The organism is Peteryoungia rhizophila, assembly GCF_004912145.1.
GTDB classification, from domain to species: Bacteria; Pseudomonadota; Alphaproteobacteria; order Rhizobiales; family Rhizobiaceae; genus Allorhizobium; species Allorhizobium rhizophilum.
In genome coordinates, this window is sequence record NZ_STGT01000003.1 from 878,611 (window position 1) to 903,317 (window position 24,707).

At 63.7% G+C, this 24,707-nt stretch carries 28 protein-coding genes; 15 read left to right on the forward strand and 13 right to left on the reverse strand.

The genetic code is table 11. The annotated features are described in order from the left end of the window. Nucleotides 1–2: 2 nt before the first annotated feature. On the reverse strand, nucleotides 3–575 hold the full coding sequence (locus E9677_RS15490) for a nucleoside 2-deoxyribosyltransferase (protein WP_136558948.1): 573 nt from the start codon (nucleotides 573–575) through the stop codon (nucleotides 3–5). Nucleotides 576–714: 139 nt separating this feature from the next. Between E9677_RS15490 and recQ the strand changes: the two genes are divergently transcribed. Then, entirely contained in the window at nucleotides 715–2,574 is a 1,860-nt protein-coding gene (recQ, locus tag E9677_RS15495) for a DNA helicase RecQ (protein WP_136558949.1), read from the forward strand. Nucleotides 2,575–2,712: 138 nt separating this feature from the next. Here the strand turns inward: recQ and E9677_RS15500 are convergent, their stop codons facing one another. Beyond that, entirely contained in the window at nucleotides 2,713–3,807 is a 1,095-nt protein-coding gene (locus tag E9677_RS15500) for a helix-turn-helix domain-containing protein (protein ID WP_136558950.1), read from the reverse strand. A gap of 175 nt (nucleotides 3,808–3,982) precedes the next feature. On the opposite strand from E9677_RS15500, the gene E9677_RS15505 reads away from it, so the two are divergent. The 3 genes from E9677_RS15505 to E9677_RS15515 all read left to right on the forward strand — a co-directional run bounded on the left by E9677_RS15505 (nucleotide 3,983) and on the right by E9677_RS15515 (nucleotide 7,001). After that, nucleotides 3,983–4,729 carry a hypothetical protein gene (locus E9677_RS15505; RefSeq protein ID WP_136558951.1) on the forward strand — a complete coding sequence of 249 codons (747 nt, stop codon included), beginning with the start codon at nucleotides 3,983–3,985 and terminating at the stop codon, nucleotides 4,727–4,729. 393 nt (nucleotides 4,730–5,122) lie between these two features. Then, on the forward strand, nucleotides 5,123–6,160 hold the full coding sequence (locus E9677_RS15510; RefSeq protein WP_136558952.1) for an NADP-dependent oxidoreductase: 1,038 nt from the start codon (nucleotides 5,123–5,125) through the stop codon (nucleotides 6,158–6,160). A gap of 166 nt (nucleotides 6,161–6,326) precedes the next feature. After that, on the forward strand, nucleotides 6,327–7,001 hold the full coding sequence (locus E9677_RS15515) for a type 1 glutamine amidotransferase domain-containing protein (RefSeq protein ID WP_136558953.1): 675 nt from the start codon (nucleotides 6,327–6,329) through the stop codon (nucleotides 6,999–7,001). A 128-nt stretch (nucleotides 7,002–7,129) separates the two neighbouring features. On the opposite strand, the gene E9677_RS15520 is transcribed toward E9677_RS15515, so the two are convergent. Beyond that, the gene (locus E9677_RS15520) at nucleotides 7,130–7,633 is read right to left on the reverse strand and encodes a GNAT family N-acetyltransferase (protein ID WP_136558954.1); all 504 of its coding nucleotides are present in this window, start codon (nucleotides 7,631–7,633) and stop codon (nucleotides 7,130–7,132) included. Between the two features lie 133 nt (nucleotides 7,634–7,766). Between E9677_RS15520 and E9677_RS15525 the strand changes: the two genes are divergently transcribed. Next, entirely contained in the window at nucleotides 7,767–8,246 is a 480-nt protein-coding gene (locus tag E9677_RS15525) for an ABZJ_00895 family protein (protein ID WP_136558955.1), read from the forward strand. A gap of 156 nt (nucleotides 8,247–8,402) precedes the next feature. Here the strand turns inward: E9677_RS15525 and trhA are convergent, their stop codons facing one another. After that, nucleotides 8,403–9,062, reverse strand: a complete 660-nt coding sequence (gene trhA, locus E9677_RS15530) for a PAQR family membrane homeostasis protein TrhA (RefSeq protein WP_136558956.1) — start codon at nucleotides 9,060–9,062, stop codon at nucleotides 8,403–8,405. A gap of 199 nt (nucleotides 9,063–9,261) precedes the next feature. Here trhA and E9677_RS15535 point away from each other — a divergent pair, with 199 nt between their 5' ends. The 3 genes from E9677_RS15535 to E9677_RS15545 all read left to right on the forward strand — a co-directional run bounded on the left by E9677_RS15535 (nucleotide 9,262) and on the right by E9677_RS15545 (nucleotide 10,418). Beyond that, the gene (locus E9677_RS15535; RefSeq protein WP_136558957.1) at nucleotides 9,262–9,645 is read left to right on the forward strand and encodes an MAPEG family protein; all 384 of its coding nucleotides are present in this window, start codon (nucleotides 9,262–9,264) and stop codon (nucleotides 9,643–9,645) included. 219 nt (nucleotides 9,646–9,864) lie between these two features. Continuing rightward, nucleotides 9,865–10,137, forward strand: a complete 273-nt coding sequence (locus tag E9677_RS15540; protein ID WP_136558958.1) for a CopG family ribbon-helix-helix protein — start codon at nucleotides 9,865–9,867, stop codon at nucleotides 10,135–10,137. After that, complete coding sequence (locus tag E9677_RS15545) at nucleotides 10,125–10,418, forward strand: type II toxin-antitoxin system RelE/ParE family toxin (RefSeq protein ID WP_136558959.1); 294 nt, start codon at nucleotides 10,125–10,127, stop codon at nucleotides 10,416–10,418. Before E9677_RS15540 ends, E9677_RS15545 begins: the two co-directional genes overlap by 13 nt. An 86-nt stretch (nucleotides 10,419–10,504) precedes the next feature. Here the strand turns inward: E9677_RS15545 and E9677_RS15550 are convergent, their stop codons facing one another. The 3 genes from E9677_RS15550 to xylF form a co-directional block, all read right to left on the reverse strand. Continuing rightward, on the reverse strand, nucleotides 10,505–11,290 hold the full coding sequence (locus E9677_RS15550; protein WP_136558960.1) for an ATP-binding cassette domain-containing protein: 786 nt from the start codon (nucleotides 11,288–11,290) through the stop codon (nucleotides 10,505–10,507). A 14-nt stretch (nucleotides 11,291–11,304) separates the two neighbouring features. Then, entirely contained in the window at nucleotides 11,305–12,618 is a 1,314-nt protein-coding gene (locus tag E9677_RS15555; protein WP_136558961.1) for a sugar ABC transporter permease, read from the reverse strand. Between the two features lie 237 nt (nucleotides 12,619–12,855). Beyond that, entirely contained in the window at nucleotides 12,856–13,896 is a 1,041-nt protein-coding gene (gene xylF / locus E9677_RS15560) for a D-xylose ABC transporter substrate-binding protein (RefSeq protein WP_136558962.1), read from the reverse strand. 237 nt (nucleotides 13,897–14,133) lie between these two features. Here xylF and E9677_RS15565 point away from each other — a divergent pair, with 237 nt between their 5' ends. Beyond that, nucleotides 14,134–15,345, forward strand: coding sequence for an ROK family transcriptional regulator (locus tag E9677_RS15565; RefSeq protein WP_136559084.1), 1,212 nt, complete (start codon nucleotides 14,134–14,136; stop codon nucleotides 15,343–15,345). A 19-nt stretch (nucleotides 15,346–15,364) separates the two neighbouring features. Here the strand turns inward: E9677_RS15565 and E9677_RS15570 are convergent, their stop codons facing one another. After that, nucleotides 15,365–15,796: a hypothetical protein gene (locus E9677_RS15570; protein ID WP_136558963.1), complete on the reverse strand. Its 432-nt coding sequence runs from the start codon at nucleotides 15,794–15,796 to the stop codon at nucleotides 15,365–15,367. 528 nt (nucleotides 15,797–16,324) lie between these two features. Between E9677_RS15570 and E9677_RS15575 the strand changes: the two genes are divergently transcribed. The 3 genes from E9677_RS15575 to E9677_RS15585 all read left to right on the forward strand — a co-directional run bounded on the left by E9677_RS15575 (nucleotide 16,325) and on the right by E9677_RS15585 (nucleotide 17,703). Beyond that, nucleotides 16,325–16,537, forward strand: a complete 213-nt coding sequence (locus E9677_RS15575; RefSeq protein WP_235882971.1) for a hypothetical protein — start codon at nucleotides 16,325–16,327, stop codon at nucleotides 16,535–16,537. Nucleotides 16,538–16,614: 77 nt separating this feature from the next. Beyond that, complete coding sequence (locus E9677_RS15580; RefSeq protein ID WP_136558964.1) at nucleotides 16,615–17,316, forward strand: haloacid dehalogenase type II; 702 nt, start codon at nucleotides 16,615–16,617, stop codon at nucleotides 17,314–17,316. Between the two features lie 138 nt (nucleotides 17,317–17,454). Beyond that, a complete protein-coding gene (locus tag E9677_RS15585) occupies nucleotides 17,455–17,703 on the forward strand; it encodes a DUF982 domain-containing protein (protein ID WP_136558965.1) in 249 nt (82 codons plus the stop codon). Nucleotides 17,704–17,724: 21 nt separating this feature from the next. Here E9677_RS15585 and E9677_RS15590 read toward each other — a convergent pair whose 3' ends face one another. Then, nucleotides 17,725–18,162 (reverse strand): YqaA family protein, encoded by a 438-nt coding sequence (locus tag E9677_RS15590; protein ID WP_136559086.1) that lies wholly within the window; start codon nucleotides 18,160–18,162, stop codon nucleotides 17,725–17,727. Between the two features lie 177 nt (nucleotides 18,163–18,339). After that, nucleotides 18,340–18,651 carry a VOC family protein gene (locus tag E9677_RS25420; protein ID WP_205910145.1) on the reverse strand — a complete coding sequence of 104 codons (312 nt, stop codon included), beginning with the start codon at nucleotides 18,649–18,651 and terminating at the stop codon, nucleotides 18,340–18,342. A 159-nt stretch (nucleotides 18,652–18,810) separates the two neighbouring features. On the opposite strand from E9677_RS25420, the gene E9677_RS15600 reads away from it, so the two are divergent. Beyond that, nucleotides 18,811–19,200, forward strand: a complete 390-nt coding sequence (locus E9677_RS15600; protein ID WP_136558966.1) for a DUF1622 domain-containing protein — start codon at nucleotides 18,811–18,813, stop codon at nucleotides 19,198–19,200. A gap of 28 nt (nucleotides 19,201–19,228) precedes the next feature. Here E9677_RS15600 and E9677_RS15605 read toward each other — a convergent pair whose 3' ends face one another. After that, on the reverse strand, nucleotides 19,229–19,708 hold the full coding sequence (locus E9677_RS15605) for a DUF421 domain-containing protein (RefSeq protein WP_136558967.1): 480 nt from the start codon (nucleotides 19,706–19,708) through the stop codon (nucleotides 19,229–19,231). A gap of 242 nt (nucleotides 19,709–19,950) precedes the next feature. Here E9677_RS15605 and E9677_RS15610 point away from each other — a divergent pair, with 242 nt between their 5' ends. Next, nucleotides 19,951–21,495: a sensor histidine kinase gene (locus tag E9677_RS15610; protein ID WP_136558968.1), complete on the forward strand. Its 1,545-nt coding sequence runs from the start codon at nucleotides 19,951–19,953 to the stop codon at nucleotides 21,493–21,495. A 42-nt stretch (nucleotides 21,496–21,537) separates the two neighbouring features. On the opposite strand, the gene E9677_RS15615 is transcribed toward E9677_RS15610, so the two are convergent. Beyond that, complete coding sequence (locus tag E9677_RS15615) at nucleotides 21,538–22,353, reverse strand: SDR family oxidoreductase (protein ID WP_136558969.1); 816 nt, start codon at nucleotides 22,351–22,353, stop codon at nucleotides 21,538–21,540. A gap of 8 nt (nucleotides 22,354–22,361) precedes the next feature. Then, on the reverse strand, nucleotides 22,362–23,555 hold the full coding sequence (locus E9677_RS15620; protein WP_136558970.1) for a phytanoyl-CoA dioxygenase family protein: 1,194 nt from the start codon (nucleotides 23,553–23,555) through the stop codon (nucleotides 22,362–22,364). Between the two features lie 108 nt (nucleotides 23,556–23,663). Here E9677_RS15620 and E9677_RS15625 point away from each other — a divergent pair, with 108 nt between their 5' ends. Then, complete coding sequence (locus E9677_RS15625; RefSeq protein WP_136558971.1) at nucleotides 23,664–24,686, forward strand: LacI family DNA-binding transcriptional regulator; 1,023 nt, start codon at nucleotides 23,664–23,666, stop codon at nucleotides 24,684–24,686. The last annotated feature ends 21 nt before the right edge of the window (nucleotides 24,687–24,707 follow it).

The window sequence follows — 24,707 nt, forward strand, 5'->3', positions numbered from 1 at the left end:
TTTCATACTCTTTCCGCCAGCGCCTTCAGGCATTCCTCAAACCCGGTCAAATCGGTGTAGAGCGCTGCGGGATCGGCCGCGTGGACCACGACCGGGCCGCCGCGGCGGGCGACGCCACCATGCAGCATGAGGTTTTCGATCATGTCGAAATCCTCCAGTGAATGGCCGTCGGGCCCGCGCATGCGGCCTTCGACGTCACGGTCGAGCTTGCCATCGTACCAGGCGAGTGTGCGCTGATAATGGGTTTCAGCGACATTGGTGTAGCAGGCGACGAGCTTGTCCGCGCCGCACATATAGCCGAGTTCGAAGACCGTGCCGGGATCGGCGGCGATGCCGCGAAACGGGGTGAGGTTTGCAATCACGCCATCCGCACGGTTCATGAAATCCTCGTCGACTTCCGAGATGTTCAGACCGAACTGGTGCTTCGTCGGCGCCGGCGGAATGGTGAGATCGCCGGGGCAGAGGGGTTCGAAGCCGTAAGTGCGGGTAAGGTCTGCCTTGGCGTCGAGGATGGCGCGGGCATCGGGCAGGAAGACTTCGGGGCCGGCGAGATAGAATTTCAGGGGGGATGGCATTCGGGGAGGATCCAGGTTGTTGGGAGGCGGTGATGAGGAGCAGGAGGATGACGGTCTGGCAAGGCGCGGCTCGCCTTCTCCACCGAGAAACCTAGCAGACCTGTGGCCAGCCCCGGTCCCTTCGGCTAAACCTCTGCTCATGCCGACTCACTCCCTCACTGATCCGCTCTTTTCCCCCGAGGCCCAAGAGGGACCGCTTGCCGTCTTGAAGCGCGTCTATGGCTATCCTGCCTTTCGCGGGCGGCAGGCGGAGGTGGTGTCTCATGTCGTGTCCGGCGGCGATGCCGTCGTTTTGTTTCCGACGGGGGCTGGAAAATCGCTGTGTTTCCAGGTGCCGGCGCTGTGCCGGCCGGGCGTCGGTGTGGTCGTTTCGCCGCTGATCGCCTTGATGCGGGATCAGGTGCAGGCCTTGAAGGGGCTCGGGGTGCGGGCGGCGGCGCTCAATTCGACGTTGTCGAAGGAGGAGTATGTTGAGATCCGCCGGGCGCTCGACCGGGGCGAGCTCGACTTTCTCTATGTGACGCCGGAGCGCACGGTGACTTCCGGATTCCGCGAGATGATGCAAGGCGTGGAGATTGCGCTCTTTGCCATCGACGAAGCGCATTGCGTCTCGCAATGGGGGCATGATTTCCGGCCGGAATATCGCGAACTCGGCAAGCTGACCGATCTTTATCCCGGCGTGCCGCGCATGGCGCTGACGGCGACGGCCGATCCGCATACGCGCGAAGACATCATCGAGCGGCTGGGGCTGCATGAGGCGGAGGTGTTCACCACCTCCTTCGACCGGCCGAACATCGCCTATGAGATCGTCGAGCGCGACCAGCCGCGCCAGCAGTTGCTCCGGTTTCTCTCGCGCCACAAGGGATCGAGCGGCATCGTCTATTGCCTGTCGCGCGCCAAGGTCGAGGAGATCGCCACCTGGCTGGACGATCAGGGCATCCGCGCCCTGCCCTATCATGCCGGCATGGACCGGGCGATCCGTGATGCCAATCAGGATGCCTTTCTCAAGGAAGAAGAGCTCTGCCTCGTCGCGACCGTCGCCTTCGGCATGGGCATCGACAAGCCGAATGTGCGTTATGTCGCGCATCTCGACCTGCCGGGTTCCGTCGAGGCCTATTACCAGGAAACCGGTCGCGCCGGGCGTGACGGCCTGCCGTCCGAGGTGTGGATGGCCTATGGCATGGCCGATGTCATCCAGCGCGGGCGGATGATCGACGAGGGTGGCGCGGCGGACGAGATCAAGCGGGTGGAGCGTGGCAAGCTCAATGCCCTGCTCGCGATCTGCGAGACGCCCGGCTGCCGCAGACAGGCGATCCTCAAGCATTTCGGCGAGAGCCACGCGGGCGGATGCGGGAATTGCGACACCTGCCTGAAGCCCGTCGAGACCTGGGACGGGCTGGACGCTGCGATCAAGGCGCTGGCGGCGATCTACCGCACCGGCGAACGCTTCGGCACGGGGCATCTGATCGACGTGCTGATGGGCAATGAGAACGACAAGACACAGCGCTTCGGCCATTGCGACATGCCGGTCTTCGGGGCGGGCAAGGATATTCCCGCCAAGACCTGGCAATCGGTGTTTCGCCAGCTGCTGGCAGCCGGTTACGTGCGGGTCGATCATACGGCGTTTGGCGCCCTGAAGCTCGAAGATGCGGCGCGATCCGTGTTCAAGCGCGAGGTCGAGGTGCGGTTCCGCAAGGACCGGCCGACGACGGGCAAGGCCGCGCGGGGGGCTTCTTCCTCCCGCACCGCCCAGGCCAAGGCGGGGCTCGACCAAGCGGATCAGGAATTGTTCGAGGCGTTGCGCGCCAAACGCATGGAGATCGCCAAGGATCAGGGCGTGCCGCCCTATGTGGTCTTCCCCGATACGACGCTGATTGCGCTCGCCACTGAACGGCCGATGGACGAGGACGAGATGCTCGGCATTTCCGGCATCGGCCAGTCGAAGCTGGAGCGTTATGGCGATGCGTTTCTCGAGGTGATCACGGCCTATTCAAGGTGATGGCCGGCGCACGTCTAGCTTGAGGCGACAGCGTGGACTGTTCTCTCCCGCGTGGAGAGGGAAGCCGAGCGCAGGTGAGGCAGGGGACGGGGCGGACCGGCAAAGAGTTTGCCGCATGGCGTTGCGCTTCGCTCCCCCTCATCCGGCGCTTCGCGCCACCTTCTCCCCGCTGGGGAGAAGAAAAAGCCGCCGCCGCCAGTCGCTCGGGCTCTCTCCGGTGACACGTAAAAACTCCCGGTTGAAGTTGGACTTGGTGATGAAGCCGGCCTCGAAGAGGATGCGGGTGATCGGCATGTCCGTGTCGGTCAGCAGCCTGCAGGCCTCCGCGATGCGGTGGTTGTTGACGTAGTGCGAGACGCTGATGCCGTGGACGCGGTTGACGGCTTCGGACACGGCGCGGGCGGGCATGCCGAGGCGGCGGGCGAGACGGGCGAGGTTGAGGTCGCTATCCGCCCAGAGGCATTTTTCCGTCATCAGGCGATCGAGATCGGCGGCAAGGCGGCGATGGTCTTCCGTGGCGGACTTCGTTGAAGCCGGAATGTCGATCGGAGCGTCGGGTGTTTCGAAGCCATGCTTGTCATCAAGCGCCTCTCCCTCGCCTGCCTCTTCCTGACCGGCGGTCACGGCACCGATGCCGAGCAGCAGCAGGATCAGCGTGGTGGCGGCCGAGACGACCATGGGTGAATAACGACCGCCGGACCAGAGCATGTCGAGGCTGATCGCGACATCGGTCAGCGCCGAGGCGATGAGCGCGAGGCCTGTGAGCTGGAGCGCGCGGTAGGAGCGCCAGGCACCGTCGAGGCGGGCCGCAATCAGGCCGTCGGGGCCGAGCCGGGCGAGCCAGAGCAGGCCTGCGCCATAACCCAGGAAATTGGCGATGATGATGAGATCGACCGGCGCGCGCCAGAAGACGAGCAGGAGGAAGGTGACGAGGGCCGGCAGGGCATGTGGCCAATCGGCGACGGCTATGCCCGGCCTTTCACCAGCGAGATCGCGAAAGGCCAGGAAAGACAGTGCGGGCACGAGGCTCGCCATGACCGGCAGAATGGGCAGGACCGACGTCAGACCATAACCCCAGCGCAGGCCGACCAGCAGGCTCTGGATCATGTGAATTGCGACGAGCGCCAGGAAGAGGCCATGCGTGCCCCAGCTGTCGCGCCCCTCGCGCACGAGGCGCACGAGGAAGACGGCAAGAAACAGGGCGACGAGGAAGGAGAGCGGGACGAAAAGCATGGGGTTTTTTCGATGTCGGGAGATCGGACAGTGATACCGCGACCATGACCGAAAGCGCGATCGCGGTCGACCCGGATCGTGATCGAGGTCGCCGGTGATGCGCGAGAGGCGGCAGATGGAGACATCGAAACCGGCCTACCGAGCTGCGGCAGGCCAAGCTCAAGAGGTGTCTCCCATGCGCAAAAGAACGATCTTTCTCTCCATTCTCGGCAGTCTCGTCGGGCTCGCCGTCATCGATGGCAGCGTGCAGATGATCCGGGCGAGCGACACGATTTCTGGCCCTGTTGACCTTGCCGGCGTCACACAGCTTTCGGTGACGGGCGCGGCCAGCGACATCACGATCTCGACCCGGGGCGACGGAGCGCATCAAGCCGTACTTTCCGGCACGCGGCGCGGCTGGGGCGCGATCTGGCGCTCGGGCTGGTTTGCCGGAGATTGTGCAGGACAGGCCCGCATGACGCGCGAGGGCGATACGCTGCACGTCGATATGGGCGAACGGGGCGGCTTCTTCGGCTTGCACGACTGGGATGAGTGCACGGTGACCTTCAAGGCCGAGCTTTCGCCGGAAGCGCGGGTCTCGATCCGGCAGGATGCCGCGCGCATGCAGCTTTCCGGCGATTTTGCCGCAATAGATGTCGACAGCGATGCCGGCGACTTTTCCTTCACCGGCCATGCGGCCTCCGTCGCGGTTTCGGGAGCGGCGCTGCGCGCGCAGCTCGCCTTCGAGCGGGTGCTGAACACGGAAGAAATCCGGATCTCCGGCAAGATGCTGGACGCATCGCTGCGGTTTCTCGTTCCGACGCCGATCTCCTACGGCGTCGAGGCGGTGGCGTCCTATGTCGATAGTGCGCTGCCGAACACCCCGGGCGCAAAGCCTGACATTCGGATCCGCGGGGAGATGGCGCGGGTGCGGATCGAGTGAGTTCTGGCTGCAGGCCGGCCCCACATTCCGTGAAGCCCTGCACCATCGGGGCCTCGAAATGGTGAGCGCCGATCGGTCGCGGCATGGCTTCAACCCTCCCCTCGAGGGGGAAGGGTCGGAGCGAAGCTCGGGGGTGGGGTAAAACTCGAGGGAGCCCTCGGGCACCCCCACCCGCCGCTTCGCGGCGACCTCCCCTCTCAAGGGGGAGGTCGATGCTGCCCTTGCCGTCATGACCGCGACAGAATGTCATGGAACAACGGATGGCGGGTGCCGTTGACTGGTTGATGATCGGCGCCGCGGGCTCCTGCATCGCACGCAGGGTCGGCCGGCCGACGGCGCCCTTTCCAGAAAGCCTCGTCCAAGCGACGCGGCTTGCAAGCCAGGAGACATTCCATGCCGCAATCGACAACGAGCAATCGTCGCTTCGTGCTGGCGGAGCGCCCCAAGGGCGAACCCGATGACCGCACGCTCCGGCTGGAGGCAGCGGAGGTGCCCAAACCCGGCGACGGCCAGATGGTGCTGCGCACGGTTTTCCTTTCGCTCGACCCCTATATGCGCGGCCGGATGAGCGACGCGCCGTCCTATGCGGCACCGGTCGAGATTGGCCAGACGATGGTTGGCGGCACGGTGTCGCGCGTGGTCGAGTCCCGGCTCGACGGCTTCAGCAAAGGCGACTGGGTGGTCGGCTTTACCGGCTGGCAGGACTATGCGCTGTCGGACGGCAAGGGCGTGACGTCGCTCGGCGCAAACCCTTCGCACCCGTCCTGGGCGCTCGGCGTCACCGGCATGCCGGGCTTTACCGCCTGGTCGGGCCTCAACGAGATCGGCCAGCCGAAGGCCGGAGAGACGCTGGTCGTCGGTGGCGCGTCGGGTCCCGTCGGTGCGACCGTCGGCCAGATCGGCAAGATCCTCGGCCTTACCGTCGTCGGCATTGCCGGCGGCGCGGAGAAATGTGCCCATGTGGTCGACACGCTCGGCTTCGACGCCTGCATCGACTACAAGGCGGACGGCTTTGCCGCTAAACTTAAACGCGCGACGCCCGAGGGTATCGACATCTATTTCGAGAATGTCGGTGGCGCCGTGTTCGACGCGGTGGCACCGCTCCTCAACACTGGCGCGCGCATTCCGCTCTGTGGACTGATTGCGCAATACAATGCGACCGGCCTGCCGGATGGCCCCGACCGGCTCGGCTGGCTGATGGGCATGTTCCTCAAGAAGCGCATCACCCTGCGCGGCTTCATCGTCTTCGACGATTTCGGCCATCTCTATCCGGAATTCGCCAAGGAGATGAATGGCTGGGTGGAGGCCGGCAAGATCAAATACCGCGAGGAGATGATCGACGGGCTGGAAGAGGCACCGCGCGCCTTCATCGGCCTCTTGCGCGGCGAAGGTTTCGGCAAGCGGGTGATCCGCGTCGGGCCGGATGCTTGATCCTTCGAGGCCCTCGCTTTGCGAGGACATCTCAGGATGAGGGCGTTTGTCGCCTGAAACACAAGGATTCTCCTCACCCTGAGGTGTCCGGCGCAGCCGGACCTCGCAGGGCGAGGCCTTGAAGCGAGCATTGAAACTCACCAAGACAACACAAAGGACGAACACCATGAACATCCTGATGGTTCTCACATCGCATGACCAACTCGGCGATACCGGCAAGAAGACCGGCTTCTGGCTGGAGGAATTCGCCGCCCCCTATTACGTTCTGAAGGACGCAGGCGCCGAGATCACGCTCGCCTCGCCGAAGGGCGGCCAGCCGCCGCTCGATCCGAAGAGCGACGAGCCGGATGCGCAGACCGAGGCGACCGACCGCTTCAAGGCGGACCAGACCGCACAGCAGCTTCTCGCCTCGACCACGGCGCTCTCGCATATCGATCCCGCCGATTTCGATGCCGTCTTCTACCCCGGTGGCCATGGGCCGCTCTGGGATCTGGCGGAAGACAAGGACAGTATCGCGCTGATCGAAGCCTTTGCCGCCAAGGACAAGCCGGTCGCTGCCGTCTGCCATGCACCGGGCGTTCTGCGTCGCGTCAAGGGCCGGGACGGCAAGCCGCTGGTTTCGGGCCGCAAGGTGGCTGGCTTCACCAATTCGGAGGAAGAGGCGGTGGGCCTGACGGACGTCGTGCCGTTCCTGGTCGAAGACATGCTGAAGGAGAATGGCGGTCTGTATGAAAAGGGTGCCGACTGGGGCGTCTACGTGGTCACAGACGGCAAGCTGGTGACGGGGCAGAACCCAGCCTCGTCGGAAGAGGCGGCGAAGGCTCTGCTCAAGCTGCTGTAAGGCAAAGCTTCCACCCTCGCCTCGAGGGGGAGGGTCGGGGCGGCCTGCGAGGTCACCCCCACCCACCACTTTGCGGCGACCTCCCCCCTCAAGGGGGAGGTGAAGGCCTCAAGGTGGAGGTGGGAGCCTCAGTCCCCCAGCTTCAGCTCCATCATCGTCAGATCCAGCCAGCGGCCGAACTTCTTGCCAACCTCGTGGTGCGTGCCGACGAGGCGGAAGCCGAGGCGGGTGTGGAGCGCGATGGAGCCCTGGTTGCCGGCCTCGATGGCGGCGACCATGACGTGGATGCCCCCAAGTGTCGCCCGTTCGATCAGGGCCGCCATCAGGGCCTTGCCGAGGCCGCGACCGTAAAAATCCTTCTCGACATAGACGGAGTGCTCGACCGACTGGCGGAAGCCGTCGAAGGCGCGCCAGTCGCCATAGGAGGCGTAGCCGGCGATGCGACCGTCGATTTCAGCGACCAGGATCGGGAAACCGCGGGCCTGGCGGGCCTCGAACCAGGCCTGACGGTTGTCGAGATCGACGAGGATCTCATTCCAGATCGCGGTCGTTTCGGCGACGGCGTGGTTGTAGATGGCGAGGATGGCGGAAAGGTCGGCTTCGGTCGCGTCGCGCAGAATGAGATTGGTCATGATCGGGCTTTTGCATTTTCCAGCGGAAAAACCGCCGAGCGGAACAGGAGTGTGACGGGCGATACTTCGCCGCGTCGAGACATCGGGCAACAAGGGGCCTAATGCAAGACCATCACAGACGGAAAACGCGCGCATGAGCTCTCTTCTTCCCGGCCTCCTCACCCGCTACACCCTCGTCTTCATCGGGGCGCAAATCTTCATCTATCTGCTGGTGCTGGTGCTCGACAGCTATGGCTGGGGCGACAGCCTGTCATCGGCCGGCAATGTGGCCGTGTTGATGGCCGCCGGCTCCTCTGCCGGCAGCTTCGTGGCCGAGCGGCTGAAGGCACGCCCGAGCTGGGGTCTGAGCCTCAAGCTGTGCGCCCTGCTTGCGGTCGTCGCCACGGTTCTTGGTGGGTTGGTGCTGACCGGCATCGTCTTGTTCAACGGCCTCACCATGGCGGAGTTGCAGCTGCTGGCCGGCGAAATGGGCATGACGCCTGTCACGGCGGCTCTGGTGCTCGCCGGAGTGTCCCTGGCACTTTCCTTTCCGGTGACGTTGGCGGGTTTCCGCATCGGAGCCGGTCAGGTGGCGAAGCAAATAGAGAAACAGGCGAAGCTGACGGAGATCTGAGGGGCAGTCCCTTCAAGTCGTCATGCTCGGGCTTGTCCCGGGCATCTGCTGCGGTTGCCCAGCGCGCCACGTCAGCAAAAAGGTCGAGCCTGTCGTAGATGTCGGCAGATCCTCGGGACAAGCCCGAGGATGACGATCCCATGAAATCCTGGTGCCTCAGCCCAGGCTGATGGCCGTGAAGACCGCCGAATAATGCACGATGGCGGCTGTCACGACGAAGGCGTGCCAGATCGCGTTCTGGAAGCGCAGTCGTTCCCAGACATGGAAGACGACGCCGGCGGAATAGATGCAGCCGCCCACGATGATCAACGTGAGCGTCACGCCCGGAATGATTTCCGAGATCGGGCCCATGGCGAGCGCGCCGCTCCAGCCCATGCCGAGATAGAGCAGGATGGCGAGACGGTCGTAGCGGCCGGGGAAGCGGAATTTCAGCCAGATGCCGGTAAACGCCGTGGTCCAGATGCCGATCAGCAGCGCCAGGATCATGGGGCGATCGGCGCCCTGGACGAGGAAGGGCGTGTAGGTGGAGGCGATCAGGATGAAGATCGCGGAATGGTCGAAGCGGCGCAGGATCCACTTCACGCGGGAATGCGGCCACATGTTGTAGGTGAAGGAAACGCCGAGCGAGATGATCAGGCCGAGGCCGTAGATCCAGCTCGCTGCGATATTCGCATAGTCGGAATAGACAGTGGCGTAGAAGATCAGCGCGGTTGCGCCGACCAGCGCGAAGACGACGCCGATGCCATGGATGATCCCGTCGGCGACCAGCTCGTGCAGGTCGTAGGCGCGGCCAAACTTGAAGTGCTCGGTACTCATGACGTCTCTTCGTTTCTCGTCGTCTGTTGCGATTTTAGCCCGCGAAGCATGGTAACAAATGATGGCCGAAAAGCTCCCGGCGGACAAGCATGGCGCTCTTCACGATCACACCACGACTGTAACCTTGCTTGCTTGCCTTCTCGTGACACGCCGCCTACCAATCAATGGTTACCGCCGAAATTGGTTGCCGAGAAATATCATGCGTTTCACCATCCTCGCTACATTTGCCGCCCTGCTCACCTATTGCTGGTTCCTCCTGAAAGTGGGGCAGGCGCGGAAGAAGTTTGGCATCGATGCGCCGAAGACGACCGGCAATGCCGACTTCGAGCGGGTCTTTCGCGTGCAGCAGAACACGGTGGAGCAGATGGTGCTGTTCCTGCCGTCGCTCTGGATCTTCGGCTTCTACGTCTCCGACATCCTGGCCGGTCTGCTCGGCCTCGGATGGACGGCGGCGCGAGCGCTTTATGCGGCAGAGTATTACGCCGATGCCAAAACGCGGGGCCCGGGGGCGGCGCTGACGTTTTTGATCGGGATCGTGCTGCTCGTGGGCGGGACGATCGGGGCGCTGCTTGGTGGCGTGTGAGCGGGCAGCTGGCGCACGCGTGGATCCCGGATATGAGCGCGTGCGCTGGTCATGATGGCGATCATGGCGTTGAAACGGGCATGGGACATGCCGGGCTCGAGGTTTGGCTGCGGCGCGAACAGCGCGGGCGGCGGATTGGTTCTTGCAAGGCCTCAAGTCGACAGCGTGGCGGCCTTGTCGTATAATCAGTACTACACACGAGAACGCCAGGTGACCCGGATGAACCGCCCTCTCACCCTCGATGATACGCTGAAGGCCCGGCTTGCCGATCTGGCGAACCGCACGGAGCGGACGGAGGATCAACTGCTGCAGGAGGCCGTGCGGTACTATCTGGACCGGGCAGATGGGCGCGCCGGATTTCTGGCTGAGGCCGAACAGTCCTGGTTGGACTATCAGGCCGATGGCCAGCACCTGACGGGGGCAGAGGCGCGCGCCTGGCTGCAAAGCTGGGGAACGCCGCATGAGAAGGCACCGCCGGAGTGCCACGACTGATCGTTACAAAGCGCGCGGCTGCGGGCATCGGACGATGCCGCAGTTTTCTTGGCCAGCATTCGTCAGAGGCGGCAGCGCGGGCTGGTCAAAGCATCGTGCTGACGCTCTTCAAACTCGAGACATCTCCTCTGATTGGGCGCCCAGTCGAGGGACATAATCCTTTGCGCGAACTGGTCATCCCATTTGGTAAGAGTGGCTATGTGGCTCTCTATCGCTACGACGCCGAAGCGGAAACAGTTTACGTCCTGGCATTCCGGCACCAACGTGAAGCCGGCTACTAGATTCGCACCAAGCGGCGCTGCGGCTCCACTAAAAAAACGAGGGGACTTACGCCCCCTCGCCTCAATTGTTTCGTTTCAGCGATGGCTCACGTCGTCTGCATGGCACCAGGACCCGCCACGGCGCCGGGCGGGCACTTGCCCAGGATGATCATGCCGAGCACTTCGTCCTTGGTCACATCCTCGGTGCGGGCATGGCCCACCACGCGGCCGTTCTTCATGACGAAGACGCGGTCTGCGAGGTCGAAGACGTCGTGGATGTCGTGGCTGATCAGGAAGATGCCGATGCCGTCCTTCTTCAGCTGCATGATGAGGTCACCGACCTGGGCGGTTTCCTGCGGACCCAAGGCGGCCGTCGGTTCGTCCATGATCAGGATCTGGGCGTCGAAGAGGATCGCACGCGCGATCGCCACCGACTGGCGCTGACCACCGGAGAGTGCCTTTACCGGCTCCTTGAAGCGCTGGAAGTTGGGGTTCAGGCGCCCCATGACTTCGCGCGCCTTGGCTTCCATCGCAACGTCATCGAGCGTGCCCCAGGCGGTGCGCAGCTCGCGGCCGAGATAGAGGTTGGCGGCGGCATCGACGTTATCGGCGACGGCGAGCGTCTGGTAGATCGTCTCGATGCCATACTTCTTGGCGTCGCGCGGATTATTGATATCGGCGAAATCGCCGCGGACCAGGATATCGCCGTTGTCGCGCTTGTAGGCGCCCGACAGGATCTTGATCAGGGTCGACTTGCCGGCACCATTATGGCCGAGCAGGGCCACGACTTCGCCGGGGAAGAGGTCGATGGAGGCGTCATCGACGGCGTGAATGCCGCCGAAGGAGATGGAAACATTGCGCATTTCCACGAGGGGGGTACGATTGTCCGACATGAGTTCTACTCCCCTTACTTCGCACGCGAGCGGTAGACGGTGTCGAGCCAGACCGCGACGACGAGCACGATACCGATGACGATGCTCTGGAGCGGTGTGTCGAGACCGAGCAGAACCATGCCCGAGTTGAGTGATTGCATGACGATGGCGCCGAGCATGGCACCGGCGATGGTGCCGACGCCGCCGGCGAGCGAGGTTCCACCAATGACGGCAGCCGCGATGGTGTAGAGTTCGTCGAGCGTGCCTTGCGCATTGGTCGCCGCATTGAGGCGGGCGGTCGAGATGGCGGCGGCGACGGCGCAGAGTGCGCCCATCAGCGCGAACATCTTGACGATGACCCACTTGACCTTGATGCCGGCGAGTTCAGCGGCTTCCGGGTTGCCGCCGATCGCGAAGACATAACGGCCGAAACGGGTGCGGTTGGTGATGAAGGCCATGACCATGGCGATACCGATGGCGATCAGGACGGGAACGGCGATGCCGAGACCGATCTGCAGACCGCCTTCCGGCCAGGCAATGCCGTTGGCTTCCGCATATCGCTTCGCCAGATTGACCGGCATGTAATAGCTGTTGGCGACCCAGACGGCCCCGAGCACGGCCACGCAGCCGGAGATGACGAGGAAATATTCGGCCCAGACCGGGCGCAGCGGGAAGCCGAAGCGACGGCGCTGCCGGCGGGTATTGAGGATGGTGAGCACGATCATCAGGCAGGCGACGAGGCCGACGATCCAGCTGGCCGTGACCCCGATCGAACCATCCGCACCGCCGCCCATCAGACGGTAGGTGGTATCCATCGGGGCAACCGTTGCACCTGAGGTGACCATCCACGCGGCGCCTCGCCAGACGAGCAGGCCGCCGAGCGTGACGATGAAGGCGGGCACGCCGAGGAAGGCGATGATCGCGCCATGCAGGGCGCCGATCGCCGTGCCGACGAGGATGCCGGCCGAGAGCGCGATGATCCACATCATCGGATGTTCGAAACCGATGATCGGCGGCAGGATGCGGGCCTGAAGCACCGCCATGATCATGCCGACAAAACCGAGGATCGAGCCGACCGAGAGGTCGATGTTTCGGGTGACGATGACCAGCACCATGCCCGTTGCCATGACCGAGACGGAAGCCGCCTGAACCGAGAGGTTCCAGAGGTTACGCGAGGTGAGGAACAGGCCGTTCGACAGGATGTCGAACCCGACCCAGATCAGCCCCAGTGCGATCACCATGCCGAGCAGGCGCGTGTCGATCTCTGTGGCCTGGAAGAAGCGCTTCAGCGCTGAAACATTGGATGCCCGGGCTCCGTGCGCGGGTGTGGCAAGGCTGTGATCCGCCATACGAATTATTCTCCCCAGTCGTTTGTCGGCTTGCGAAGGCCACGCGTCTCGCGCGGGCTTGCGGACTTCGTGTCCGCCATGCGGATCGAGGCATCTTTTCTGTGGCGAAACCCGATGGAAGACAGCCCCTTAAAGCCGCGTTCCCGGTCCGTGCCGCAATGCTCCCGACCAGTCGAAACGCCGCAGCGCAATGGCTGCGGCGTCCCGGCTCAAGCTCTGTGCTCAGTCACTTCAGGATCAGTTGCAGGCTGCAACGGAACCGGCGGCAACGCCCTGGCATGCTTCTTCCTTGGAGATCCAGCCAGCGTCGATGACGGTGGCGAGGTTTTCCTTGGTGATCGGCAGCGGAGCGATGAAGAAGGAGTTCATTTCGGTGCCCTTCGGGCCGCCGGAGAACTTCACGGTGCCGGCGACTTCGTCCATCGACTTGCCAGCGGCCAGTTCGTTGGCGATTTCAGCAGCCTTCTTGCCGAGTTCGCGGCTGTCCTTCCAGACAGACACGGTCTGCGTGCCGAGAGCGACGCGGTTCAGAGCGGCCTTGTCGCCGTCCTGACCGGAGACCGGAACGGAACCGGCGAGACCCTGGGCTTCGAGAGCTGCAACCACACCGCCGGCCATGCCGTCGTTGGACGAAACAACGGCGTCAACCGCGTTGTTGTTGGCGGTCAGGAACTGCTCCATGTTCTTCTGGGCAGCTTCCGGCTTCCAGCCGTCGGTATAGGCTTCGCCGACATTCTTGATCTTGCCCGAGTCGATGGCTTCCTTCAGCACTTCGACCTGGCCGGAATAGAGGAAGTCGGAGTTCGGATCGGTCGAGGCGCCCTTGATGAAGACGTAATTGCCTTCCGGCTTCGCCTTGAACACTTCGCGAGCCTGCATGCGGCCCACTTCCTTGTTGTCGAACGTGACGTAGTAAGCGTCGGGGTTCTCGATCAGGCGGTCGTAACCGACGACCGGGATGCCTTCGGCAGTGGCCTTTTCAATGGCCGGGCCGATTGCTTCCGAATCCTGGGCGAGAACGATCAGGGCGTTTGCACCCTGCGCGATCAGGCTTTCGATGTCGGTCAGCTGCTTGGCGGCAGACGTCTGGGCGTCGGCCGAGATGTACTTGTTGCCGGCGGCTTCGAGGGCTGCCTTGATCGCGGCCTCGTCCGTCTTCCAACGCTCTTCCTGGAAGTTCGACCAGGAAACGCCGACGGTCAGACCTTCGGCATTGGCGACGGAATGCAGGCTCACGATGACGGCAGTCGCTGCCATCAGCTTCAATACGGATTTCATTTTAAACCTCCCAAGGTGAAAGCGGACCGTCGGAAGACCTCCCAACCTACGACCCGCTGCGAAACTGCCATTACCCCATGGACCCCCGTCCAATGGTTTTTCTCGACAGTCGAGAAAATAACTGTCAGAAGATTCTCACGCTGTCAACACGGGCCGGAGGAGCCTTGCAAAGACAGTGACCAAATGCTTTGGGAGGAGCATGCGGTGGACCAGACGAGAGCGGGCGACAAACCCAACATGACAGCCAGTCCGAGGGCGAGCACGGAAGCGGTTCGCCACCAGAACAACGGGCTCGTGCTGAAGGTGCTCCGGCGCGAGGGGCCGCTTGCGCATACCGATCTCTCGGCCGCCACCGGGCTTTCCTCGGCCACCGTTTCGGCCATCACCGCTCACCTCGAAAAGAACGGATTGCTGGACCGGCGCGAAGTCGCCAATGCCGGTCAGCGCGGGCGGCCGCGGGTTCTGTTCGCTCGGCGGCGAGACGCAGCGCATGTCATTGCGGTGCGCATTTCCTCGCATGCCGTCCAGTATTCGCTGGCCGATTATCGCGGCACGATGATCGACCGGTTCGAAGAGGCACGCGAGCAGGGTCCGGAAACGCCCCGACGTTTCCTCGAGGGCTTTCGCGCTGCGATCGCCAGGATCATCCAGCGCTCGCGCCTGCCCGCTTCGGCCATCTCGACGGTCTCGATCTCCAGCAAGGGGCTGGTCGATCGCGAAGGGGCGAAGCTCTTGTGGTCGCCGGTCTTCGGCTATCAGGAACTCGACTTTCAGACGGCCCTTTCCGACTTCGGCGAAAGCCGCATCCATCTCTTCAACGAGAGCCTGCTGGTCACCCATGCGCTGGCGCTGCGCCTGGAGAAGACCCGCGGCACGCCGCTGGTCTCGCTCGCGACACTGTCGCTCGGCCATTCGATCGGGCTCGGGATCGCCTATCGTGACCAGCATGGCGATCTCGAGATCCGGGCGCCGAATTTCGGCCATATGCTGCATGCCAATGACGGCAAGCTCTGCCGCTGCGGGGCGATCGGCTGTATAGAGGCCTCGGCCGGTTTCTACGGCATCCTGCGCATGGCCTTCGAAGTACCGCCGGACACGATCCCGGCGAAGTTCGTGCCGCTTTCGGAAATGGAAAAGATCGCGAGCCGCGCCCGCCAGGGCCACCGCGCCTCCGAATACGCCTTCCGCCAGGCAGGCCTGGCGCTCGGCCAGGGCCTTGCGCGGATGCTCAGCCTCGCCGAGGAAACCATGCCGATCGCGATCACCGGTCCCGGCACGCGCTTCATGGATCTGCTCACCCGCGGCCTCGACGAGGGGCTGGCGCAATCCCAGCATGTGCGGGTGCGCGGGGCGCCGGAGATTTTGATCATTACCGAGGAAGAGACGCTCGTCTTCGAGGGGCATGTCGATCGGGCGCTGACCGAGATCGATCAGGATCTGGGCGGGTGATGGCCTTTCTTGAGTGACGTCAACGCACAGGCTTTGCCCAGACGGTCCAGAGCCTCGTGGGCGACAAGGCGTCTCCGGCACCGGCAAGATAGAGCCCCCTGATCGAGCGAACTGCCGCCCATAACGAAAAGATGTATCCCACGTTGAGGAGCGAAATGTTTCGCATCCTGGCATGCGCTGCTTCGAGGGCATTCGTCGGCGGGAAGCCGAAAATCATCACGAGGAAAATCACCAGGAGCAGACCCCCGCTCACCAGCGCGACCGAACTGGTCTGGTACTGAAAGACAGCATGGCTGCGCACCCGCTCATCTTCGGAGGATCTTGCCCGAGAGGATCTCGCATAGGCCACCAGCAGCAAGGGCCAGAAGAACAGTCCAAACAGGATGAAGGCATAGTTTCGAGCCGTGTTGAATTCCCTGGCCTTGGATCCGATGGTCTCCGCCTCCGACATTGACACCTCCCATGATTGCAAGAATGATTTAGCTCCCGCAGCTCGATGGCACAATCCGACATCGATCCGACTCTCTTGGCGGGATTAACAAGGAGTGACCGCAAACTGTCGGATCCGAGCAACGCGGCGGCGAAATCTCGAGCGACACGATGCTGCTTCCGATTGGGTCGAAGGGAAACGAGGGTGGACAATGACGACGAGGCGCCAGATCTGACGCTGCCCCCGTGGCGCGAGAAGCTCGACGCTGTGCAGGTTGTGACTGGCCCTCCGGAAAGCCCAATGACCAAGGCCTCCACCGCGGTCCGGCGCGGGGACGATAAGAAGCGCTGAGGCACTGCCGGGGCCGCCGCCCCTCTGAACATGCCGATGAAGGCATGACGCAACGCCCATTTTCAGATCGACCTTTTAAGAAAGCTCATGCATAGGGGGCGGATCAAGTTTCGACATGCAAAGACGCGCGCGGCTGAGAGGTGAGACGCCATCCGAGCAGTTGAACCATCTCGTGGCCGTGCTTAGAGAGAGACCCCGATGATCAAGATCATGGTATTGCTGCATTCGGCTCAGGGCCGGGACTGGCAGACGCCGCCAAAGGGCACGAGCCTGAAGACCCTGGCTGAGGCTGAGGAACAGGGACTGATCGAGGTCCGTGGCGAATTTCAGAAGCGCCAGTTCCGGCTGACGACCCGCGGCTTTTCGACTGTCGAACACGACCGAAAGCGGCTTGCGGCACGTCTTAGCTGACATAGAATTGACCTTTCGGGCGGCTTGATCGCCCTGAGACCGCACCCTACCCTCATCCGACAAGGAGGAGGCGTTGCATGGCAAAGAATATTGCATCGGACGAATGGGCAAAGACTGGCGCCGGACCTTCGGCTTATGTCTTCGATGCCTATGGCACTCTGTTCGATGTGCATGCTGCCGTGCGCCGACATGCAGAGGCCATCGGGCAGGATGCGCAGGCTTTTTCCGATCTCTGGCGGGTCAAGCAATTGGAATATACCTGGGTGACGAGCCTGATGGGGCAGTACCGGGATTTCTCATTGCTGACCGAGGATGCGCTCGACTTCTGTCTCGCCCGGTTTCCCGCTGTCGATCGTGATCTCAAAGCCGACCTCCTGGAGGCCTACAGCAAGCTCGACTGCTTTGCCGAAGTGCCTGATGTCTTGAGCAGGCTGCGGGCAAGCGGTGCGAAGATCGCGATCCTGTCCAATGGCACGACTGCCATGCTGCAAGAGGCGGTCGCGGCGGCCGGCATCGGCCATCTCGTCGACGACATCTTTTCGGTGGATGCGCTGAGGATCTACAAGACGGCCCCGGCGGCCTATGCGCTGGTCACCTCGACCTACCGGATCGCGGCACCCGACATCGCTTTCCAGTCTTCCAACCGCTGGGATATCGCCGGCGCCAAGGCCTTCGGCTTCAACTGCCACTGGATCAACCGGTCCGGCGCGCCGGAGGAGTATATCGACCTTCCGCCGGACATGGTGTTTTCCTCGCTGGCAGGCCTGGTGGAGGCCTGACTGTGATCCGATGGCGGCGCCACTTGGTGTTCATCGCGAATGGCGCACCGACCATGGCGCAATGCGGGTCTCGCCGCTATAGAGGCTGCCACGAACAGGCGCCGATGCGCCGTTGAGCACGAGAGAAAGACGCGAGAGATGAGCCAGACCTGGAGCAAGCCCGTGATCCTGCATGGGATCGGCGAAGAGGGCGAGGATGTGGTGGTCGACTGCTCGCTCGGCGCCTCCTGGGCGCTGATCGAGGACTGGCCGGAGGAAGAGAGCGAGGTGCTGGACAAGGCGCTGCTGGTGCTCGGCGCCGTCGCGCAGGGCAAGGCCAAGGAAGAGGACGGCCGCAAGGCGCTGATTTCGGCAGCCCTCGCAGCCGGGGTGAAGATCACAGCCTGAGACGCGGCTGCCGCCTTTGCCTCACATCAGGCCGAGTGTCAGTGCTGCCAGCACCGCATATCGCCCGGCCTTGGCGATCGTCACCAGGAGAAGGAAGGTCGGGAAGGGCGTGCGCAGGATACCGGCGACAACGGTCAGGGGATCGCCGATGATCGGCACCCAGGAGAGAAGCAGAGACCAGATGCCGAAGCGGCGATACCAGGCTTCGGCGCGCGCGAGCTTGTCTTGCGATACCGGAAACCAGGGGCGGTGCCGGAAATGCTCGATGAAGCGGCCGAGCAGCCAGTTGACCACCGAGCCCAGCACATTGCCTGTCGTGGCCACGAGAAACAGGAGAAGCACCGGCTGGTCGCCCGCGAGGATGAGGCCGACGAGCACGGCTTCCGACTGGGCCGGGACAATGGTCGCAGCGAGGAAGGCAGCGAGGAAAAGTCCGAGATAGGTGGCGAGAGCGGTGATCACCGCCGAGCACTAGCGCGGCGCGGTCAGTCTGGCAATCGTGAGCGAAAGGCAATTCCCGAGCGTCCGGCGCTGCCATCCGCAGTCGGCTTCCATATACAAAGAGGCCGCCACGCATCCAGGGATGATGCGTGGCGGCCGGACGACCTGGGGGCTGGCCATCGAAGTTCGAGGTGATCAGACGACGCGGCGGGCGGCATCCTCGATTTTCTCGGAGGACGGCGTATCGACTTCATCCGCGTCCTTCACGGTCGTGCCTTCCACGCGGGCACCTGGCTTGAGGCCGGTGGGCGCCTGCTCGCGCACGGCATGCGGGGTCGGCGTAGTGATGGCACCGTGGTCGGGATCGTTGACGTCCTGTCCACGCACGCCGCCTGCGCCGGCCGTGTTTTCCTCCGGCGCATGGCGGCCCCCGCGCTCGCGGGTCGCATCCGTGATCAGCCTGTCGAGCTCGTCTGCGCTCATCGCGCTCAGATCGAAGTTCTGCATGTCGGTCTCCCTTTTGCCTGGCGGGCCGTAACTCTTGCAGTTCATCCGCCGTGTTCGTGCATTCAACGCGCGAGCGGCCGAAAGGTGCCGGGTGTCGGGATCACAACCTGCAACCGAATGCCGTATCGGACGTTCCAGTTTCCAAGAGGAGGACGCGCAATGGACTTTGCCGGCATCATGCATGTCATCACCCGGATGATCGAAGCTGGCGGCGTGGCGGTCATCGTGATCGGGATTGCGGTCGCGGCAATCGCCTATCTGAAGGCGCCGGGCTCGCTCGACGCCTACAGAAAGTTGCGGGCCGGCATGGGGCGGGCGATCCTGCTCGGGCTCGAACTGATGGTCGCGGGCGACATCATCAACACGGTGGCGGTGGAGCCGAGCCTCGATTCGGTGCTGGTTCTGGCAGTAATCGTGGTGATCCGCACCTTTCTCAGTCTCTCTCTGGAGGTGGAAATCTCCGGCCGCTGGCCTTGGCAGGGCGTGCGCAGCTCACAGTCGCTGCATCGGGGGAAAGAGAATGGGGACAAGACGGAGGACACGGAGTGACCGGCGAAACGGTTCCTACCGCAGGTCGTCAGCTCTTGATGATGCTGAGCGTTCCGTCGCTCTCGAGGATCACCGACCCGATGCCACTCAGTTCTGCGCTGCCATCGGCGCGTACCGCGCTCATGATCTCATCTTCTGTCAGGCGCTGGCGCATCATGGCGGCGTGACAGAAGCTGCCGTTTCTCACGAGAAGACTTGGCTCGGAGCGGACGACCCTGGCAATCCCGCGGGAGCGAACCGAGGCATAGGTGACGAGATATTGCAGAAGGATCAGCAGGCCGAGGGCCGTTGCGCCTTCCGCAAGCGCAATCGATTCCTGCAACAGGATCGCAGAGAGTGTGGAACCGAGCGCCACGGTCACGACGAGGTCGAAGGCATTGAGCTTGGACAGGGTGCGCTTGCCGGAAATGCGCAGGAAGAGAACCAGGGTGGCATAGGCGAGCGTTCCGACGAGAAGCGTGCGGATGATGGCGGGCCACCCCTGGTACAGCATGTTTTGCCAGTCCATTTCAGTCTTCCTCTCAGATCAGCCTCGGCCCGTCTCGTCCGGCCGGCGCTCTGCCGCATCTTTCATGTTCTGGTTCAAGCGGTGATTGGTCGGTTTGTCCGCCGTCGCGCGGTCCCTCGCCATCGCCTTCCACCTTCGTCAACGGCACGGCGCATGCTTCGTTCCCCGGTTGCGTGACGGAACCATTGATGCTCTAAAAGCGACATCGGCGAGGAGGCTTTGTCGCAGGAGGTGTGGCTGGCGTGACAAACTGGGGTCCCGACATGGTGCTGCGCTGGTTTCGAACCATCCAGATCGGCAGTGTCGTGCTGCCGGTCATTGGCTGCCTCACCTGGGGGTTCATCGCCTGGCAGGAGCAGAAGGCCATCGCCATCGACCATGCGGTCGATACGGTCGGGCTCGTCCGACAATATTCTCAACGGGTGATCGAGACAGAGATCATCAAGCATGGCGCGGCGCGCAGCCGGGCCTCGGGAGAGACGGCGGAGTTTCTCCGGTCTGAAGCCTTTCACAGTTTTCTCGCCGGCATCGATGCCCGCCAGCCGGACAATTTCGGCCTCGTGGTGATCAGCAACGAGGGGCGCATGGTCGCCTCCAGCCGCATGTTTCCCGTCGATTTCAACGTCGGTGCGCGTGACTATGTTCAGGCGATTCGGGACGGCAGCCGGCTCTTCATCGACCGCATCCGGCTGGAGCCGAGCGGCGAGGACGCCCTGATCGTGGCAACACCCTTCATCACCAATGATTTCCGCGGCATGATCGTTTCTTCGGTGGCCACCGAAACCACGCGCAACTTCCAGCGCACGGCGGCGATGAAGCAGGACGAGGCGGCCTCGCTGATCCGCGACGACGGCAAGCTTCTGGTGCGGCAGGTCCCGGGCGAGCCGATCATTCTTGCACGCGACACGCCGGCGCGGCAAAACATGATCGCCGCACCCGAAGGCGTTTACGAGGCATTGGCCGTTTCCGATGGGGTGAACCGCATTTATGCCTTCAGCCGGCTGGGGCGCCTGCCGCTCACCGCCAATTTCGGCGTTCCGACCCATGTCATCGCCACCGCCACATTCTGGAGCGCCCTGCCCGTCTGGCTGCTGATGGTCGCCATGGGCGCCTTCACGCTCGTGGCCACCGCGCTCGCCCGGCGCAGCATGCTGGCGCAGCGGGATTCCGACCTGCAGGCGCTGAAGCTGATCGAAGCGGAGAACCTGGCGCAGCAGCGGGCCGAACTGGTGCGCGAGATGAACCACCGGGTGAAGAACAATCTGGCCCTGGTGACCAGTCTCATCAACATCCAGGCACGGCGCGGCAGCATCGATGCGAAGGATCTTCAGCTGCGGGTGCGGGCGCTGGCGGAGGTGCACGACCTGCTCTACCGCTCGAACCATGGCGAAACGATCGATCTCGGCGACCTGTTGCGCCGGGCGCTCGACCCGGCGACGCTGGTGCCGGAAGACCGGCAGATCACACTGCAGACGAGCCTGCCCGACGGCGTCATGGTGTCGGCCGACCGTGCCTCGCCGCTGACGCTCGCAGCCCTCGAACTGGTGACCAATGCGGTGAAACATGCCTTTTCAGGGCGCGAACGGGGGATGATCCGGCTCTGTCTCGAGGAGACCGGGAATGGCGCGGCGCGGCTTACCATCGCAGATGACGGGATCGGCATGCAGGCGGATACCAAGCGCCGCTCCGGCACCGGTCTCGTGGATGCCTTCGTCCGGCAGGTCGGCGGCGAAATGACCCGCGAGACGAAGGACGGGACGCGCTACGAAATCCGCTTCAGCCTGTGAGGGAGACCGGGTCGGGGGTGCCCCGACCTCCCTCGCCTCCCCTCATAGCGTCATTTTTTCCTTCGGATGCGGGCTGTCCTCATAGGCACCCCAGATCGACTGGTCGAAATTGATCGTGGCGCCGGTCATCAGACCGCTTTCCTCCGACGACAGATAGGCGCAGGCGCGGGCGACCTCGGCCGGGTCGACGAGGCGGCCGAAGGGCTGGCGGGCGGCGGCTTCCTTCAGCCAGTCCGCCGGCGCGCCGTGATGTTCGCGCTGGATGCGATCCTCTCCATCGCTCGCCATCCAGCCGATGTTCAGTGCATTGCAGCGGATGCGGTTTTTCAGCAAGCCGAAGGCGACATTGCGCGTCAGCGTGTCGAGCGCACCCTTGGACGCGCAATAGGCGGCGATGAAGGGCTGTCCGGCCATTGCAGACATTGAAGATATGTTGACAATGGTGCCTTCGACACCGTCGCGCAGCATCAGCTTCACCGCATCCTGGATGAGGAAGAAGGGCGCGCGGGTGTTGATCGCGAACATGCGGTCGAACAATGCCTCGTCGGTATCGAGGATCGTGCCGCGGTCGGTGATGGCGGCGACATTGACCAATGCGTCGATGCGGCCGAATTTTTCGTCGGCGGCTGCAATGACCCGGCGGCAGTCGGCGACCTCACCGAGATCGGCGGCGACGAAATGCACCGGGGTGCCGTAGCGCTCCGTGATCTCACGCGCCTTGGCCTCGCCCTTGTCGCGGCTGCGGCCGCAGATAACGAGGCCCGCTGCCCCGCGCTCGGCAAACAGCCGGGCAACTTCCGCGCCGAGCCCCTGCGTGCCGCCGGTGACGACGGCGATCTTTCCATCCAGTCTTCCCATGGTCTTCCTCATGCCCTGCGCTTGGCAGCCTGTGTGTCGATCAGCGCTGCGAAGGCCTCAGGCTCCATCCCCGCCTGCAGCGCTTCCGCCATCATGGTATTCTGCGTCTTCGGCGCAAGCCCGCCTGCCGGCGGATCGCTGTCGAGATTGGTCGGGAAGGCGTAGCCTTCGGCGGTTGCGGCCATGGCATTGGCGATCTCGGCCGAGGTCAGCCTGCCTGCCTTCCGGGCGGCGAGAAGTGCCGGGTAGACCGCCTTGCACATGGCGTCCCGGTCGATGCTTTCCATGGCGCGGCCGAAGGCGGAGGAGACCTGCAGCAGGTTCGCCATCCGCCAGATGTCGGCCGACACATTGTTGCCGGCGCCATGCATCAGGGCCGGATTGAAGAAGACGGCATCGCCTTTCGACAGGGGCAGCTGCACATGGTGCTCGGCGAACACCGCCTGGAATTCCGGCCGACCGAAGGCGAGGTAACCTTCGAAGAAGGATTGCGAATAGGGCAGGAAGAGCGTCGGGCCGCTTTCGACCGGCATGTCACAATGGGCGACCGCCCCCTGCAGGGTGAGAAGCGGCGATACCGCATGGATATGGCCCGGATAGGCCTGCATCTGCGTGGGCGACATGAAGCCGAGGTGGTAGTCGCGGTGCGGGACCTGCGCCTTGCCGCCGGGGTTTACCCGGTTCATCTGGGCCGTCATCTGATAGCCCCGGCCGAGCCAGGCTTCAGAAGCCATGGCAATGGCGTCCGAGGCGTAATAGCGGGCGAAATTGTCGGGGTCGGTGAGTGCGTGTTTCTGCAGCGAATTCCAGATGCGGTCATTGGCGCCGGGTTTGGCGAAATGGTCGGCGGCTGCCTTGCCGCCTTCCTTCTCGGCCTGGACGATGGCGTTGAAGACCTCCGTCGCGCGGTCGACGACAGACAGGTCGGCAATCGCGTTCTTGATGACGATGACGCCGGGGCCGGTCGAGAAGGCATCGACCCATTCGGCCATCAGCTCGAGGCGGGCATCGGGTTCGCCTGCGAGCTCGCGGACTCTCGATCCGTCATAGATCAGCACGTTCTTCTCGACACCGATGGCGAAGGGCCAGTCGGCGGGATTGGTCTTCTGTCCAACAAGCGTTCGGAATGCCCCGACGTCGCCGGCCTGGCTGTCGAGCCAGACCTTGTCACGGCGGCGGCCGGTCAATGTCCTCTGGTCCATGATATCCTCCCGAAATCCTCTTGCCGCTTGACCATAGCCAAGAGGCGGGCGAGACATGAGCGGCCAGACACCTCAAAAACACCTCAATCAGACCTGAAGGCTCATGCCATGCGCCCGCCCTTTCCGCTCAAGGAGATCGCCCTGCAATCGGGTCTCAGCCTCGCCACCGTTGATCGGGCACTGCATGGGCGCAGGCATGTGGCGAAGGCGACAGGCTTACGCATCGAAGCGGCGATCGCCGAGCTGGAGCGGCAATATCAAGAGGTGCAAATCGGGGGCAGGAGGTTGGTGATCGACGTCGTCATGGAGACGCCGCAGCGTTTTTCGAACGCCGTGCGCGCCGCCTTCGAGGCGGAACTGCCGGGCATGCGGCCGGCGTCGCTGTCGGCCCGCTTCCATGTGGCCGAGACCATGGCGGAACGGGATCTGCTCGCCATCCTTACGCGCATTCGCCGGCGCGGCAGTCACGGCGTGGTGTTGAAAGTGCCCTCGACACCGGCGATTGCGGAGATGGCGGGGGACCTGATGGCGAGCGGCATTCCCGTGGTGACGTTCGTGACCGACCTGCCCCTCCCCGTGCGCCAAGGTTATGTCGGCATGGACAACCGGGTGGCGGGCTCGACGGCGGCCTATCTGCTCGCCCGCATGGCGGGAACCGCCGATGGCAAAGTTCTCGTGACCTTGTCCAGCGCCCGTTTTTCCGGCGAGGAGGAGCGCGAGCGCGGCTTTCTCGATGCACTGCAACGGGATGCGCCGCAGCTGGGGGCGGTGACGATCTCCGAAGGGTTTGGTGTGGACCGCACCACCGAACAGCTGGTGAAGGCAGCACTCGCAGCCGATGCCGACATCCGCGCGGTCTATTCGATCGGCGGTGGCAACCGGGCGATCCTCAGGGCCTTTGCCGAAGACAAGCGCCGGATCGACGTCTTTGCCGCCCACGACCTCGATGCCGACAATCGCGCGCTGCTGGCTGAGGGACAGCTGACCTTCGTCATCCATCACGATCTGCGGCAGGACGCGCGCAGCGCCTGCCAGATGGTGATGGCGCATCACCGCATGCTGCCGAGGGATTTCAGGATTGCCCCGTCGCGGGTGGCGATCGCCACGCCGCATGAAGTTCATCCAGCCTAAAAGGAGAAGCTTCCCGCCCCC

Bases quoted from the DNA above. Each gene is read 5' to 3' on its own strand.
- E9677_RS15520 (WP_136558954.1), bottom strand. From the start codon at position 7,633: ATGACCAATCTCATTCTGCGCGACGCGACCGAAGCCGACCTTTCCGCC.
- E9677_RS15615 (WP_136558969.1), bottom strand. From the start codon at position 22,353: ATGGGAAGACTGGATGGAAAGATCGCCGTCGTCACCGGCGGCACGCAG.
- E9677_RS15575 (WP_235882971.1), top strand. From the start codon at position 16,325: ATGATCAAGATCATGGTATTGCTGCATTCGGCTCAGGGCCGGGACTGG.
- recQ (WP_136558949.1), top strand. From the start codon at position 715: ATGCCGACTCACTCCCTCACTGATCCGCTCTTTTCCCCCGAGGCCCAA.
- E9677_RS15515 (WP_136558953.1), top strand. From the start codon at position 6,327: ATGAACATCCTGATGGTTCTCACATCGCATGACCAACTCGGCGATACC.
- E9677_RS15535 (WP_136558957.1), top strand. From the start codon at position 9,262: ATGCGTTTCACCATCCTCGCTACATTTGCCGCCCTGCTCACCTATTGC.
- E9677_RS15505 (WP_136558951.1), top strand. From the start codon at position 3,983: ATGCGCAAAAGAACGATCTTTCTCTCCATTCTCGGCAGTCTCGTCGGG.
- E9677_RS15510 (WP_136558952.1), top strand. From the start codon at position 5,123: ATGCCGCAATCGACAACGAGCAATCGTCGCTTCGTGCTGGCGGAGCGC.
- E9677_RS25420 (WP_205910145.1), bottom strand. From the start codon at position 18,651: ATGCAGAACTTCGATCTGAGCGCGATGAGCGCAGACGAGCTCGACAGG.
- E9677_RS15585 (WP_136558965.1), top strand. From the start codon at position 17,455: ATGAGCCAGACCTGGAGCAAGCCCGTGATCCTGCATGGGATCGGCGAA.
- E9677_RS15605 (WP_136558967.1), bottom strand. From the start codon at position 19,708: ATGGACTGGCAAAACATGCTGTACCAGGGGTGGCCCGCCATCATCCGC.
- E9677_RS15540 (WP_136558958.1), top strand. From the start codon at position 9,865: ATGAACCGCCCTCTCACCCTCGATGATACGCTGAAGGCCCGGCTTGCC.
- E9677_RS15625 (WP_136558971.1), top strand. From the start codon at position 23,664: ATGCGCCCGCCCTTTCCGCTCAAGGAGATCGCCCTGCAATCGGGTCTC.
- E9677_RS15500 (WP_136558950.1), bottom strand. From the start codon at position 3,807: ATGCTTTTCGTCCCGCTCTCCTTCCTCGTCGCCCTGTTTCTTGCCGTC.
- E9677_RS15550 (WP_136558960.1), bottom strand. From the start codon at position 11,290: ATGTCGGACAATCGTACCCCCCTCGTGGAAATGCGCAATGTTTCCATC.
- E9677_RS15600 (WP_136558966.1), top strand. From the start codon at position 18,811: ATGGACTTTGCCGGCATCATGCATGTCATCACCCGGATGATCGAAGCT.
- E9677_RS15565 (WP_136559084.1), top strand. From the start codon at position 14,134: ATGACAGCCAGTCCGAGGGCGAGCACGGAAGCGGTTCGCCACCAGAAC.
- E9677_RS15555 (WP_136558961.1), bottom strand. From the start codon at position 12,618: ATGGCGGATCACAGCCTTGCCACACCCGCGCACGGAGCCCGGGCATCC.
- trhA (WP_136558956.1), bottom strand. From the start codon at position 9,062: ATGAGTACCGAGCACTTCAAGTTTGGCCGCGCCTACGACCTGCACGAG.
- E9677_RS15570 (WP_136558963.1), bottom strand. From the start codon at position 15,796: ATGTCGGAGGCGGAGACCATCGGATCCAAGGCCAGGGAATTCAACACG.
- E9677_RS15490 (WP_136558948.1), bottom strand. From the start codon at position 575: ATGCCATCCCCCCTGAAATTCTATCTCGCCGGCCCCGAAGTCTTCCTG.
- E9677_RS15525 (WP_136558955.1), top strand. From the start codon at position 7,767: ATGAGCTCTCTTCTTCCCGGCCTCCTCACCCGCTACACCCTCGTCTTC.
- E9677_RS15620 (WP_136558970.1), bottom strand. From the start codon at position 23,555: ATGGACCAGAGGACATTGACCGGCCGCCGCCGTGACAAGGTCTGGCTC.
- xylF (WP_136558962.1), bottom strand. From the start codon at position 13,896: ATGAAATCCGTATTGAAGCTGATGGCAGCGACTGCCGTCATCGTGAGC.
- E9677_RS15580 (WP_136558964.1), top strand. From the start codon at position 16,615: ATGGCAAAGAATATTGCATCGGACGAATGGGCAAAGACTGGCGCCGGA.